At 43.1% G+C, this 14,778-nt stretch carries 8 protein-coding genes and 2 rRNA genes (1 of these 10 only partly in view); 4 read left to right on the forward strand and 6 right to left on the reverse strand.

Translation table 11 applies throughout. The annotated features are described in order from the left end of the window. From B7E07_RS18410 to B7E07_RS18420, 3 genes are all read right to left on the reverse strand, one after another. Positions 1-929 (reverse strand): 23S ribosomal RNA (locus B7E07_RS18410); it reaches 2,005 nt to the left of the window's first position. Positions 930-1,393: 464 nt separating this feature from the next. After that, positions 1,394-2,943: ribosomal RNA gene (locus B7E07_RS18415) — 16S ribosomal RNA — on the reverse strand. The 16S and 23S rRNA genes sit together here, the layout of an rRNA operon. 274 nt (positions 2,944-3,217) lie before the next feature. Continuing rightward, positions 3,218-4,093 carry a nucleotidyltransferase-like protein gene (locus B7E07_RS18420; protein WP_080848291.1) on the reverse strand — a complete coding sequence of 292 codons (876 nt, stop codon included), beginning with the start codon at positions 4,091-4,093 and terminating at the stop codon, positions 3,218-3,220. A gap of 266 nt (positions 4,094-4,359) precedes the next feature. Between B7E07_RS18420 and B7E07_RS18425 the strand changes: the two genes are divergently transcribed. Continuing rightward, on the forward strand, positions 4,360-4,722 hold the full coding sequence (locus tag B7E07_RS18425) for a YgzB family protein (protein ID WP_066449155.1): 363 nt from the start codon (positions 4,360-4,362) through the stop codon (positions 4,720-4,722). Between the two features lie 98 nt (positions 4,723-4,820). Here the strand turns inward: B7E07_RS18425 and perR are convergent, their stop codons facing one another. From perR to B7E07_RS18440, 3 genes are all read right to left on the reverse strand, one after another. Then, positions 4,821-5,258, reverse strand: coding sequence for a peroxide-responsive transcriptional repressor PerR (gene perR / locus B7E07_RS18430; protein WP_066449157.1), 438 nt, complete (start codon positions 5,256-5,258; stop codon positions 4,821-4,823). 352 nt (positions 5,259-5,610) lie between these two features. After that, complete coding sequence (bcp, locus tag B7E07_RS18435) at positions 5,611-6,081, reverse strand: thioredoxin-dependent thiol peroxidase (RefSeq protein ID WP_080848292.1); 471 nt, start codon at positions 6,079-6,081, stop codon at positions 5,611-5,613. Positions 6,082-6,220: 139 nt separating this feature from the next. Beyond that, complete coding sequence (locus B7E07_RS18440) at positions 6,221-6,631, reverse strand: ion channel (protein ID WP_066449180.1); 411 nt, start codon at positions 6,629-6,631, stop codon at positions 6,221-6,223. Between the two features lie 331 nt (positions 6,632-6,962). On the opposite strand from B7E07_RS18440, the gene B7E07_RS18445 reads away from it, so the two are divergent. From B7E07_RS18445 to B7E07_RS18455, 3 genes are all read left to right on the forward strand, one after another. Then, a complete protein-coding gene (locus tag B7E07_RS18445) occupies positions 6,963-8,258 on the forward strand; it encodes a glutamate-1-semialdehyde 2,1-aminomutase (protein WP_080848293.1) in 1,296 nt (431 codons plus the stop codon). Between the two features lie 365 nt (positions 8,259-8,623). Beyond that, the gene (locus B7E07_RS18450) at positions 8,624-13,096 is read left to right on the forward strand and encodes a glutamate synthase-related protein (protein ID WP_080849265.1); all 4,473 of its coding nucleotides are present in this window, start codon (positions 8,624-8,626) and stop codon (positions 13,094-13,096) included. A 264-nt stretch (positions 13,097-13,360) separates the two neighbouring features. Then, the gene (locus tag B7E07_RS18455; RefSeq protein ID WP_080845490.1) at positions 13,361-14,584 is read left to right on the forward strand and encodes an IS110 family RNA-guided transposase; all 1,224 of its coding nucleotides are present in this window, start codon (positions 13,361-13,363) and stop codon (positions 14,582-14,584) included. Positions 14,585-14,778 lie beyond the last annotated feature (194 nt).

Consider the following 14,778-nt stretch of genomic DNA (forward strand, 5'->3'; position numbering starts at 1 on the left):
CCCTAGTCCAAACAGTGCTCTACCTCCAAGACTCTTACTACATGAGGCTAGCCCTAAAGCTATTTCGGAGAGAACCAGCTATCTCCAAGTTCGATTGGAATTTCTCCGCTACCCACACCTCATCCCCGCACTTTTCAACGTGCGTGGGTTCGGTCCTCCATTCAGTGTTACCTGAACTTCAACCTGGACATGGGTAGATCACCTGGTTTCGGGTCTACGACCACATACTCATTCGCCCTATTCAGACTCGCTTTCGCTGCGGCTCCGTCTTATCAACTTAACCTTGCATGTAATCGTAACTCGCCGGTTCATTCTACAAAAGGCACGCCATCACCCGTTAATGGGCTCTGACTACTTGTAGGCACACGGTTTCAGGAACTATTTCACTCCCCTTCCGGGGTGCTTTTCACCTTTCCCTCACGGTACTGGTTCACTATCGGTCACTAGGGAGTATTTAGCCTTGGGAGATGGTCCTCCCTGCTTCCGACGGGATTTCTCGTGTCCCGCCGTACTCAGGATCCACTCTGGAGGGAACGAAGTTTCAACTACAGGGCTTTTACCTTCTATGGCCGGCCTTTCCAGACCTGTTCACTTACCTCGCTCCTTTGTAACTCCGTGTAGAGTGTCCTACAACCCCAAGAGGCAAGCCTCTTGGTTTGGGCTAATCCCGTTTCGCTCGCCGCTACTCAGGGAATCGCGTTTGCTTTCTCTTCCTCCGGGTACTTAGATGTTTCAGTTCCCCGGGTCTGCCTTCAATACCCTATGTATTCAGGTAAAGATATCATCCCATTACGGATGATGGGTTCCCCCATTCGGAAATCTCCGGATCAAAGCTTACTTACAGCTCCCCGAAGCATATCGGTGTTAGTACCGTCCTTCATCGGCTCCTAGTGCCAAGGCATTCACCGTGCGCCCTTTCTAACTTAACCAACTTCGGCTAATGATCGCCTGCGGATCTCTGCGTCAGCTCTGTCACTCTGCTCCTCACGTACGAAGTACGCTCCGGTGCTCGCTCCGTCGCTTCCTTGATCTCCTTGTCGCTCATTACCCTCATGGTTACTGCTCTTACTTCGTTACTAAAGATTAGTTTCTAAATAAGAGAGAAAAAACTAAGATGGCGATTACTTGGTAATCTTCTTCTATATTGCATTATCTAGTTTTCAAGGAACAAGGCCACTGATTTCAATCACATCGTGATTAGCCATCGCAGCTATTCTTCATGCTGCCTTGCGACGAGCTGAGGATTAACTTCCTCGAACTACTGCGGCGCAGGAGCAATGTATTTAAGTTAGTATTCTTTTTCAAAATACTAACCCAGAGAGATTGCTCTCTCAAAACTGAACGAACAAATAAAGACGTCTTTTAATGAAGATAAACTTCATTTCATCCTTAGAAAGGAGGTGATCCAGCCGCACCTTCCGATACGGCTACCTTGTTACGACTTCACCCCAATCATCTGTCCCACCTTAGGCGGCTGGCTCCAAAAGGTTACCCCACCGACTTCGGGTGTTACAAACTCTCGTGGTGTGACGGGCGGTGTGTACAAGGCCCGGGAACGTATTCACCGCGGCATGCTGATCCGCGATTACTAGCGATTCCGGCTTCATGCAGGCGAGTTGCAGCCTGCAATCCGAACTGAGAATGGTTTTATGGGATTGGCTAAACCTCGCGGTCTTGCAGCCCTTTGTACCATCCATTGTAGCACGTGTGTAGCCCAGGTCATAAGGGGCATGATGATTTGACGTCATCCCCACCTTCCTCCGGTTTGTCACCGGCAGTCACCTTAGAGTGCCCAACTGAATGCTGGCAACTAAGATCAAGGGTTGCGCTCGTTGCGGGACTTAACCCAACATCTCACGACACGAGCTGACGACAACCATGCACCACCTGTCACTCTGTCCCCCGAAGGGGAACGTCCTATCTCTAGGAGTGTCAGAGGATGTCAAGACCTGGTAAGGTTCTTCGCGTTGCTTCGAATTAAACCACATGCTCCACCGCTTGTGCGGGCCCCCGTCAATTCCTTTGAGTTTCAGCCTTGCGGCCGTACTCCCCAGGCGGAGTGCTTAATGCGTTTGCTGCAGCACTAAAGGGCGGAAACCCTCTAACACTTAGCACTCATCGTTTACGGCGTGGACTACCAGGGTATCTAATCCTGTTCGCTCCCCACGCTTTCGCGCCTCAGCGTCAGTTACAGACCAGAGAGTCGCCTTCGCCACTGGTGTTCCTCCACATCTCTACGCATTTCACCGCTACACGTGGAATTCCACTCTCCTCTTCTGCACTCAAGTCCCCCAGTTTCCAATGACCCTCCACGGTTGAGCCGTGGGCTTTCACATCAGACTTAAAGGACCGCCTGCGCGCGCTTTACGCCCAATAATTCCGGACAACGCTTGCCACCTACGTATTACCGCGGCTGCTGGCACGTAGTTAGCCGTGGCTTTCTGGTTAGGTACCGTCAAGGTACCGGCAGTTACTCCGGTACTTGTTCTTCCCTAACAACAGAGTTTTACGATCCGAAAACCTTCATCACTCACGCGGCGTTGCTCCGTCAGACTTTCGTCCATTGCGGAAGATTCCCTACTGCTGCCTCCCGTAGGAGTCTGGGCCGTGTCTCAGTCCCAGTGTGGCCGATCACCCTCTCAGGTCGGCTACGCATCGTTGCCTTGGTGAGCCGTTACCTCACCAACTAGCTAATGCGCCGCGGGCCCATCTGTAAGTGATAGCCGAAACCATCTTTCAGCTTAAGGACATGAGTCCAAAAGCATTATCCGGTATTAGCTCCGGTTTCCCGAAGTTATCCCAGTCTTACAGGCAGGTTGCCCACGTGTTACTCACCCGTCCGCCGCTGACTTCAGGGAGCAAGCTCCCATCCGTCCGCTCGACTTGCATGTATTAGGCACGCCGCCAGCGTTCGTCCTGAGCCAGGATCAAACTCTCCAAGAAAGAGTTGATTAGCTCTTGTGTACATAATGTACATTGTTGATTCCGAAGAATCTTTTTAAACGTTGACGTTTTATTGTTCGTTCAGTTTTCAAAGAGCAATTTTTCTTAAGTGTCGCTCCGAGGCGACTTTCTTAATATAACATGTTGAGTTTTTCATGTCAACACTTTTTTAAAAAATATCCGTCAGCTGCAAAAACGTTTTTTGTTCGTTTCTCAGCGACGGATATAAATATACCAAGTATTTTATTAAAGGTCAATACTTTTTAAAACTTTTTTACGATAATTTTTTCCCAACTTTATAATAGCGATGGAGTATCCCTTTTCCTTTGGTCTCCACATTCACAACCTCAACATAATGTTTATCAATCAGATACTCTAAAAGCATCGTTAAATCCACTGCATATAAGCCGATTTCTTCATGATTTAAGATCTCCTGCACAGTCCAATGCTCTCTTTCACTTAATATATCAATAAGATGGCTAATTCCATCCTTGGTTCTTGAATGAATCAAAAACTCACTTGCTAGAAACAATAGCTCAAGCCGTTTTTCTAAAGGTTCGTGGCTATTTACTAGCTCTTCATATAACTTCATAATCTCCGGCTCGATTTGTTTGACCTGATTCCAAACCGTGTTCTCCGGATGAAAACCATGGTCAATTACAGCAAGTCTAGCCAAATGATGCAATGAATGAACAATATGATTATATGCATCGAAATATTGTTTGTTTTCAAAAAATGCTTTTCCGTCCATATACCGCTTAATAAGCTTGGCAAATTCAAGACCCATTTTCAACTTGCGTCCGTGAAAAGGGAATTCCTGCAGTTCTTTCTTCGCCGATTGCATATATTCATTACGATCAAAGAGAATCTTTCCATTGTAAATCCAATCAAACACTTTTTTATTAGTACCAATCAGTAGCCATTCATTTAACTGCTGCTCTGTAATGATATATAATGCAGCCTTCTTTTCCATATATGTATAATGTTTAATAAAAACCGGTTCATCCGCTTCCATTACAATAATCAGCAGAACCGCATCAAAGGTATCGGTTGTCGGCAGTGCTTTCTGCCTCTTCTCAACAAGCAAAACACCCTTTGTGTTTGCCTGGCTTGCCCGCTCCTGATAGATCGGGCGGAGAATATCTTCCATTACAATTCCTCCATTAATTAAAGTGAAACTTCAATCCATTTTTCAATCAATAATAGTCATTATACCAGACCCTAATGAACAGTTACGATCTCTTTTCCCTGCTAACAATTGAATTTAGCCAGTTAGAAAGGATCATTTACGTAATACTTTCGCCAAAATGAAGTTGAATTCCTTCATAAAACAGAGACAATTTTCGACAGGAATAGGAATTGATATTTATAGCAGGCTGGCTTATGTGCTATAGTTAACTTTTAGGAGGGTGTTGCATGGCGAAATATTCAAGTAAAATCAATAAAATTCGTACCTTTGCACTGAGTTTGATCTTTGTCGGTTTTATTGTTATGTATATCGGAATCTTCTTTAGAGAATCTCCTGTTCTCATGACCTTTTTTATGCTGCTTGGAACTATATTCATTGTTGCTAGTACAGGTGTTTATTTCTGGATCGGGTTATTATCCACGAAAGCTGTACAAGTTGTGTGTCCAAGCTGCGGTAAATATACAAAGGTACTTGGACGCGTCGATATGTGCATGTACTGCAAAGAGCCTTTAACATTAGACAAAACATTAGAAGGCAAAGAGTTTGATGAAAAATACAATCGTAAGTCACAGCAAAACTCGGCAAATTAATGCCGAGTTTTTTGTTTGGCCATTTCGTTCCTATTCTGAAATGGATGACAAAAATAAAAAAGCCGCCTCAGATTAGGCAGCCTAGTCAATGAATTAGATTAATGCGCTTCTTTTGCAAGACACTCTGGACAAGTTCCGTAGATTTCCATACGGTGATGGCTAACTTTAAAACCCGTTACATGGGAAGCAAGCTGCTCCACTTCATCTAATCCCGGGTAATGAAAATCAACAATTTTGCCGCATTGCTCACAGATTACGTGATAATGCTGTGTTGTAATGAAATCAAAACGGCTTGAAGAATCCCCGTAAGTTAGTTCTTTTACTAGTCCAACCTCACGAAATACTCTCAAATTATTGTAAACTGTAGCCACACTCATATTCGGAAACTTTCCTTCTAGAGCTTTATAAATATCATCTGCTGTAGGGTGTGACATGGAGTTTATTAAATATTCAAGTATCGCATGACGCTGAGGAGTAATGCGGACTCCTGTATCTTTTAAAGTATCCAGCGCTTCTTTAAGTTGATCGTGCGTCACGTCATGCACCTCTTTCTAACATAGATTATTACTTTATAATGTTTATAAATAGTGTACTCATTTTACAGTGACTTTGTCAACAATGACAATTGTTCTTCATCTATATGCCTGTCCAACAATCATTTTTCTTTAAATAGTATATACGTTTTTAAAGGTGAACATTACTTAAACTCCCCATCATCCTTTTGTTGTGCTCAAGACATAAAAAAAACGGACCTTTAAAAGGTCCGCATTATGACTATCTGAGGAGGTATGCCCTAATAAAATGATATTCAGATTGCCGCTTTTTGAATTGGACAAAAGCCTTGAAATCGTAAAATAGGCTGGAATTCCGGCCCAATTGGGTTCTTCTTTATTTCAATTCTTTTTTTACAAAGCTGTGGACTTCCTCTACATGATCTTTAACCTTTACTTTGCGCCACTCTTTTGCAATCCGTCCCTCTTTATCAATAACGAAAGTAGAACGCTCCACTCCCATGTACTCTTTTCCAAAATTCTTTTTAAGCTTCCAGACATCATATAGTTCAGCTGCTGTATGCTGCTCGTCAGCAAGCAGCGGAAATGGCAGCTCATGCTTTTCAACAAACTTATCATGTCTGTTCAAAGGATCCGGGCTGATGCCAATCACGATGGTGTCTTCTTCCGCAAACTGACTGTGGCGATCACGAAAATCGCAAGCCTGTGTCGTACAGCCAGGCGTCATGTCTTTTGGATAAAAATATAAAACAATGTTTTTGCCTCGGTGTTCTGATAATGTAAATGTTTCCCCTGTACTTGCCGGGAGTGAAAAATCTGGTGCGAATTCGCCTGTAATTGCTGTCATTTTGACCTCTCCTTTATTCGTATGTAAAAGTTGAAGTAAGCTAGTATATAGTTTCCCTCTTCCAAATAATAATAAACTGTTCAATAGCTTCTCCACTTTTACGTTAATGAAAAAAGAACAGAAAAACAACCGATAAGCATCACGTCTGCTGATCGATATCAAAAACAACTCGCGCTACAAATGCAGTTGGGATCACATAACCAATGAGCGCCTCAATGACAGCAATCATCCGGCCGATGCCGATTGGCGCAATATCTCCATATCCCACAGAAAACAGCGTCATCGCACTAAAATAAAAACCCGTCTCCAGCCGATCCAAAAAACTGACCTCCAGATAGCTAGTTTCTTCTATTAAAACAATATGTCCATTTAAATCAAGAATAATATAGATGAGCCCAAACCCAATCATAATCGTTCCATACAAAAACACTAAATAAATCATGTTCTCAATCGAAACCCATTTCCCTTTGATCCTTTTTGAAGTAAATAAGCTCTGCAGACTCATGATCATGCAAAGCAGGATTAGAGCTAAAGAAATATAAAGTACCATCACCATACCTCATTTCAAGCATGTCTACTCATTCATATGCGCAAAAAATTCCTTCTATGAGTGCTTGTCATGTTCCCGGCACATACTCTATAGAGAAAACGTGGTAAACTAGAAAAGCGGAAGGCGCTCGCCCAGGGACGACAAGCTTAAGGCGAGACGGCTGGAAGGTTGTTCTTTAACCTTGTAGACGGATTGACTTAAGACCTCGAGTCCCTAGCGCCTGGAGCTGGACACCAAGAAAAGCGGAAGGCGCTCGCCCAGGGACGTCAAACTTAGGGTGAGAAACCTGTATTTTCAAAAGTGTATAGAAGAGATTCAAGGAGGAATACCCATGCAATTCACAAATTCAGAACGATTACATAGCGAGGCGCTTGAACATATTGTAGGCGGTGTAAATAGCCCATCTCGTTCTTATAAGGCAGTTGGCGGCGGTGCTCCGATTGCGATGGAAAGAGCGAGCGGCGCATATTTTTGGGATGTAGACGGAAATCAGTATATTGATTATCTTGCTGCTTACGGCCCAATCATTACTGGACATGCACATCCTCATATTACAGAAGCGATCACAAGAGCTGCTGAAAGAGGCGTTTTATATGGGACGCCAACACAGCATGAAGTGAAGTTTGCCAAGATGATAAAAGAAGCAATGCCATGGATGGAGAAGGTTCGTTTTGTGAACTCCGGTACAGAAGCGGTAATGACAACGATCCGTGTTGCCAGAGCTTATACTGGTAAAGATAAAATCATCAAGTTCGCAGGCTGTTATCATGGACACTCCGATTTAGTCCTTGTTGCTGCTGGATCTGGTCCATCTACATTAGGTACGCCTGATTCTGCAGGTGTTCCAAAAAGCATTGCCCAAGAAGTGATCACCGTTCCATTTAATGATATTGAACCATTTAAAGAAGCATTAGAAAAATGGGGAGATCAAGTGGCGGCTGTCCTTGTTGAGCCTATTGTAGGAAACTTCGGTATTGTAGAACCGCACCCAGGATTTTTAGAGCAGGTGAATGAGTTAACACATGCCGCTAACGCGCTTGTTATTTATGATGAAGTAATTACTGCTTTCCGCTTTTCATATGGCGGTGCACAGGACATGCTTGGCGTACGTCCTGACTTAACGGCAATGGGTAAAATCATTGGAGGCGGCTTGCCGATTGGAGCATATGGCGGCAAGAAAGAAATCATGGAAAAAGTCGCTCCGCTTGGTCCTGCTTATCAGGCAGGCACAATGGCCGGAAACCCGGCATCCATCCTTTCAGGAATTGCTTGTTTAGAAGTATTAAAACAAGACGGAGTTTACGAGTATTTAGATCGATTAGGTGCAATGCTTGAAGATGGCATCCTTAAAGCAGCGAAAGAGTATAACATTCCGATTACAATCAATCGCTTAAAGGGTGCATTAACACTCTATTTTACAGACGTGAAGGTAGAAAACTACGAGCAGGCAGAAAACACAGATGGTGAAATGTTCGCTAAGTTCTTCAAGCTTATGCTGCATCAAGGCATAAACCTCGCTCCTTCCAAATATGAAGCATGGTTCTTAACAATCGCACATACAGAGGAAGATATTGAAGCAACATTACACGCTGTCAACAATGCGTTTGAAGCATTAGCAGCTCAATAATTATACATTTTTTATTCATTAAACGAAGGCATCCCTAGCCTTCGTTTATGCTAAGTCAACAATGAAAACGTTTACACACATAGATTTTTATTCACAAAATATACAATTCCTTCATTCTCCTGTATCCAACTTTCTGTATATTTAATTGATTTCTGAAAATTCATATGATACTATTAAATCAATATTTTTGTGTAAATCACCCTTATTACTTTCATATGGTAACGCGGTGAATTATTATGCGTGACTGCTGATCTCGTCCCTCAAACATTTCAGCAAACAATCATAATGAACACGATGAAGTTTCAGATCAATTTTTCTATACAGGAGGTGAACGGCTTAAAGGCCCAGCCTATATAGCCGAAATGATGACAGAGCAATGGACTCCTTCACAATTCAATCAGTTTCATCGACAGGAACACGATGCGTGTGGAATTGTCGCAAGTGTTGAGAAGAAAAAAACCCCTACAAGAGAAAATATCTTCAGTTGTATAAATGCCCTCGTAACGATGAATCACAGAGCCGGCTTTATTAACGGCGAAGGTGATGGCGTAGGTATTCATATTGATATCCCCCGTGTATTATGGAAGGAAAAATTAGCAGTAGCTGGCGCAGACGCGAATGCTGCAGAGCAAAGCAATTTTGTTGTCGGTCATATTTTTATGTCTAGAGGACAAGATACAGCTCAATTCAAAGAAAAATTGATTGAAAAGTTAGAAAATAAGAGTTTAAATGTTGTGTTTCAATCTGAACAAGTGACAGAACCGTCTGCACTTGGAGCAATCGCAATTCAGGAAAACCCTGTTTTCTGGCAATTTGCCTGTACTACAGATTTAGAGGAAAGTGAACTGTCTAAAACGCTTTTTGCTCTAACGATTGATTTTGAAGAAAATGAACATGTGCATGTTGCTTCATTAAGTCAGCATCATGCGGTCTATAAGGTAATGGGTGCTGGCGATATTCTGCCTAAATATTATCATGATCTTGCTAACCCGCTTGTGGCTTCAACGATGACACTCGGCCACAATCGCTACTCTACGAATACACTTTCAAGCTTTTTTCGTGTGCAGCCATTTAGTGTACTTGGCCATAACGGTGAAATTAACACAATTGCAAAGCTACGTGATGAAGCAAAAATGGTTGGTGTGCCACTTGTAAAAGATGGCAGTGATTCGCAGGATTTGAACCGGACGATTGACACATTTATCAGCCGTGATGGCTATTCTCTGTTTGAGGCTGTAGATATTCTCTTCCCTCCGATCGTAAATGAAATTAAAGCATACCCTGAACATCTGCAGAACCTGTATGCTTATATCCGCGAAGCATGGGGACATTTTGCTCAAGGTCCTGCTGGCATCATATCCCGATTTGGCGACGAAGCGGTATTCAGTGTTGATGCTCTAGGCTTGCGTCCTCTTTGGATGCTTGAAACACAAAGCTCTTACCTGTTTTCATCAGAACCGGGCATCATTCCGTCCAGTGAATATGTAAATGATCCAAAACCTTTATCGCCAGGTGAAAAGGTTGGATTGAAATGGAATGGCAGCAACATTGTTCTGTATGAACAGCATAATTACCAGCAGGAAGTATATGACCGCTTTTCCGCTAGAATGCTAGTTGATCAATATCAATTGCGTCTGACACCGCCAAAGTTTGATAAAGTCGTGACGATGAATTACCCAGATAAAATTCATAATGGCCAATACAAAGCCTTTGGCTGGGAACGTGATCATGTTCAGCTTGTGGAGCAAATGTCGAAAAATGGTGCCGAACCGATTCGCTCCCTTGGACACGATTCTCCGCTTGCAGCACTTAATCCGCAGCGTAAGAACATTGCAGACTTTATTAAGGAAAGCGTGGCGGTTGTTACAAACCCAGCGATTGACCGCGACAGAGAAACGGAGCATTTTTCCACAAGAACGGTTATTGGAAGACGCCCATCTCTATTCGAAAAAGAAACAGCAGGAACAGCGATTGAACTGCTTTCTCCTATTTTAATAGAAGGAATGTCAGGCTATCGTTGTTCCAGTGAGTTGAACCAGCCTAGCTTTGACCAAGTGACAAACTTTTTCCAGGAAGAAAAGCTTGTTTCCTATATTCATATTCATTTCCACGAAAGCGAAACATTAAACGATGCAATTGAGCGTCTCAAGAGTGAAGCGATTGAAGCAGTAAAACGCGGTAAGACATTGCTAATCCTTGATGATTCGAATGTTCATCAGGAAGGTGCCTACTGGATTGATCCTCATTTAGCTGTGTCTGCCATTGACCAGGCGCTTGTAAAAGCAGCGCTAAGACGGGATTGTTCATTATTATTACGCTCTGCTTCCATCCGCTCCCTGCATGACATCATTACAGCATTTGGACTTGGAGCAGATTTATTAAGTCCATATTATATGTTTATTACGGTTGCAGATGAGGATCAGACTGCTCCGTTAACCAATCTTTTTGCAGCATTAACGAAAGGTCTTGAAAAAGTCATTTCTACCATCGGGATCCATGAATTAAGAGGATATGGCCGCTTATTTTCATCAATCGGCTTAAGCAAAGAAGTTGCGGATGAGCTTAATATTGTGAACTTCTTTGGCTCTGAGGAGCTGAAATACAATTTCGCTTCTATGCGTGAAGATGGGATTGCCCGTGCAAGTGATTACAACAATGAAAAAGAACGAATCGGCAAAACGTTCAGCCTCTTCCCTCGTATCTGGAAAGCCATTGGCGAAGTCGCTTCAACTGGTGACTATAGCGCTTATAAAGAAAAGATTACCGAGCAGGAAGAAGAGAATCCAACAACGATTCGCCATTTAACAAGCTTTAAAAAAGCAAGCGATGCTTTATCGCCTGAAGAAGTTAATATCGCAGTTGGCGATCATGATTTGCCGTTTATGATTTCGTCCATGTCCTTTGGCTCGCAAAACGAAATAGCGTTCCGTGCATATGCGGAAGGCGCCGACCGTCTGAATATGATCAGCTTTAACGGTGAGGGCGGAGAAATCAAAGATATGCTCGGCAAATACCCTCGCACACGCGGACAGCAGATTGCCTCTGGACGATTTGGAGTTAACGCTGAGCTCCTAAACTCGACGAACCTGCTTGAAATTAAAATCGGGCAAGGCGCCAAGCCTGGAGAAGGCGGACATCTGCCTGGTTCAAAGGTTACGGCTAAAATTGCTGAAGCACGTAACGCAACCATTGGCTCGGATTTAATTTCGCCATCTAATAACCATGACATCTATTCCATCGAAGACCTTGCTCAAATGATTCATGAGCTGAAAACAGCAAATGATAAAGCCAAGGTTGCGGTAAAAGTCCCTGTCGTTCCGAATATCGGTACAATCGCAGTCGGAATTGCCAAAGCTGGTGCTGATTACATTACACTTAGCGGCTTTGATGGCGGAACTGGTGCTGCAAGGATACATGCGCTTCAGCATGTTGGACTGCCGGTTGAAATTGGCGTCAAAGCTGCACATAATGCCCTTTTAGAAGCTGGGTTGCGTGATGGGGTGGAAATTTGGGCAGACGGCGGTATTAAAAGCGTTTCTGATGTGTTAAAAGTGATGCTTCTTGGCGCAAACCGGGTTGGCTTTGGAACATTATCGATGCTTGCGATTGGCTGTACAACTTGCCGCGGCTGTCATTTAGATACATGCCATGTGGGAATCGCTACACAAATCGATTCAGAAGCACAAGCAAAAGAACACGGCTTAAGACGATTTGTGCCGCGCCAATTTGATTTAGCTGTGCAGGGCATTATGAATTTATTCTCTGCATTTGGCAAAGAGCTCCAAACACTTGCAGCTGAAATGGGCATCCAAAACGTTCAAGACGCTGTTGGCCGTTCGGATCTTTTAGAACAAGCAAAAGGCATCGACCAGCTTGACTTAACGTTCCTGTTAAAAACATTGGAAATTCGCCAGCTTGATAAGCACGAAACAGCTTCGGCTCTATCAGAAGCACAGCTTCAAGTGGCAGTTGGAGCCGAGTATTTAGATGCAACGGTTGAAGAATTGCATAGCTCACGCGAATTTAACAGCATTACCTCTGAACAGCGGGTGCTCGGAAGCAGAGTTTCCTGCCACCGTGTCAGAGGCAGACTGGATGGATCTTATAAAGCTCTTCCGCCTGTCGATCTTAAATATAAAAACGGCTCCATCCCGGGCAACGGACTTGGCGCATATAACAGCTTTGGCATCAATATCGAAGTTGCCGGCGGCGCGCAAGATGGGATCGGAAAAACATCGTTTGGTGGACAGATTCTTATTTTCAAATCCAAAGGCAAAAACGGCCGCTACTATAACGGCTCTGTCGGAAAAGGATTTGGATATGGAGCACAGGAAGGCTTGCTTGTTGCTCAAGGAAATGCGGATGCGCGTGCAGGGATTCGTCTCTCAGGCGCAGATATGATCATCGGCGGCCAGCTTACGAAGCCTATTCCAGAAAACGAATTCGGCAATATTGGTACAAACGCGAATATTAAAGGATTTGCTTTTGAGTATATGACCAATGGCCGCGGACTCGTCCTTGGCGATCCTGGCCCATGGATTTGCGCAGGCATGACAGGCGGTGTCGTTTATTTACGCCACCAGCCAGAAAAAGGCCTGACAAAAGAAGCCATTCAGCGCCGTATCGCCAAAGGAGCAAAAGTAACGATTACATCCCTTTCTGAAAAAGGGGAAGAGGACATTCACGAACTGCTTGGCCAATACATCGCCATGCTAAAAACACAGGAACAATTCGAAGAAGCTGCTGAACTATCACAGCTGCTCGAAAACCTTAATGATCACTTCCTTCAAGTGATCCCTGTGAAAGAACAGGCAGATCCTTCTGTTTCTACTGAGTGATTGAGTAATATTTTTATAAAAACATACTAAGATTAGTAGCACAGACCAAGGCCATGGTTTGTGCTACTATTTTTATATAGTAGAAGTGAAGGAAGGTCGAACAGCCTCTGGGGCCACATAAGAGTCCGTATTAAAAACAGACCAACTTCACACCCTTATTTGAATCAGTTTAGTATGTTGGGTCCATAGAGATCGTGTATAAGAAAATGGAATCGGTAAGGCAATGTGAAGACTTCTATGATTGGCTAAAAAGGAGAAGGTTTTATGCAACATGTCATCGCTTTAGATATAAGTAAAGGCAAAAGTCATTTTGTCATTTACAACCGTTATAAGCGCTGTGAATTTGAAGGAGAAATACATCATACACGTGCTGATTTTGAACGCCTTCAAAGTCGTATTGAGGAGCTATCTTCTCTCGATGGGGAACAACCTGAAATCGTGTTTGAAGCAACAGGCGTGTATTCAAAACCGATAGAAAAGTTCCTTTGTGATTACGGTTATACCTATTACCGAATGAATCCACTAGAAGCGAACTTACAAATGGCTACAATGCGTCGCCATAAAACAGATATCAATGATGCACACGAACTTGCCAAATCACATTTTAAAATGGAACGCGAGAAAACCTATACGCAAGATGAGTATTATGAACAAATGCGTGCAATAACACGGTATTATGATGAAACAGCTGAAGAGATGACCTACTTACGCAGCCGAATGCATGCAATTTTACAATTATCATTTCCAGAATTGGAACGGCTAATTACACCTAAATCAGCTCTGTTTTTAAATTTTGTCCAGCTGTACCCACATCCGGCATTATTGTTGGCCCATTCAAAAACAGTCATCAAAAATAACTTAAAGAGGAATACACAAAAGAACTTATCTGCAGAACGTGCTGAGAAAAAAGCCATTGTTTTACTTGAAGCTGCACAACATTCGTATCCGGCAATTGAATCCAGTGACATTCGCTGTGAGCAGGTAAGAGATTACGCACGTCGGATTGCGGATTTAAAGGACAAAAAGGAACAGCTCATTAGACAAATGGCTGAGCTATCTATGAAAAGAAAGGAGTTTAAGATTTTACGTTCTATTCCTGGAATTGGTGACGCAACGGCATGCCGATTAATTGGGGAGCTAGGTGATATTAGACGCTTTAAAAACTCGAAGCAAATAAACGCTTATGTTGGGATCGATATCATGCGGTATCAATCTGGGAATACACATTATCAAGATCGTATCAATAAGCGAGGGAATAAGAAATTAAGAAAGATTCTTTTCTTTATGATGAAAACAATGCTTATGAGAAAAAAAGTGCCTAATCATCTCGTTGACTATTACTACAAACTAAAAAAGCAACCTCAAGGTAAGCCCCATAAGGTTGCGATTGTAGCGTGTATGAATAAGTTTTTGAAAGTCGCATTTCATCTTATTACACACGGCATATTATACGACTATGAGTCCGCACTACCAGCTCAAAAATCGTAAGTAAGGATAATTAAACTATAGCACAATGGCCTTGCGAAAAAAAGTAAACTCGTTAGGTCTTTTTGTCATACACATGATTTATTTACTAGAGGGCTGTCCCCCTGCTAGACAAAAAACATAACCTCGAGCAAATAATTTTTAAAAAAACTATTGACTGGAGGTAAGAAAGAGGCTGGGACATAAGTATTTAACAC

This window comes from Cytobacillus gottheilii (assembly GCF_900166665.1).
Taxonomy (GTDB): Bacteria; Bacillota; Bacilli; order Bacillales; family Cytobacillaceae; genus Cytobacillus; species Cytobacillus gottheilii_A.

Bases quoted from the DNA above. Each gene is read 5' to 3' on its own strand.
- bcp (WP_080848292.1), bottom strand. From the start codon at position 6,081: ATGACAGCAATTACAGGCGAATTCGCACCAGATTTTTCACTCCCGGCA.
- B7E07_RS18440 (WP_066449180.1), bottom strand. From the start codon at position 6,631: ATGGTACTTTATATTTCTTTAGCTCTAATCCTGCTTTGCATGATCATG.
- B7E07_RS18425 (WP_066449155.1), top strand. From the start codon at position 4,360: ATGGCGAAATATTCAAGTAAAATCAATAAAATTCGTACCTTTGCACTG.
- B7E07_RS18450 (WP_080849265.1), top strand. From the start codon at position 8,624: ATGACAGAGCAATGGACTCCTTCACAATTCAATCAGTTTCATCGACAG.
- B7E07_RS18420 (WP_080848291.1), bottom strand. From the start codon at position 4,093: ATGGAAGATATTCTCCGCCCGATCTATCAGGAGCGGGCAAGCCAGGCA.
- B7E07_RS18445 (WP_080848293.1), top strand. From the start codon at position 6,963: ATGCAATTCACAAATTCAGAACGATTACATAGCGAGGCGCTTGAACAT.
- B7E07_RS18455 (WP_080845490.1), top strand. From the start codon at position 13,361: ATGCAACATGTCATCGCTTTAGATATAAGTAAAGGCAAAAGTCATTTT.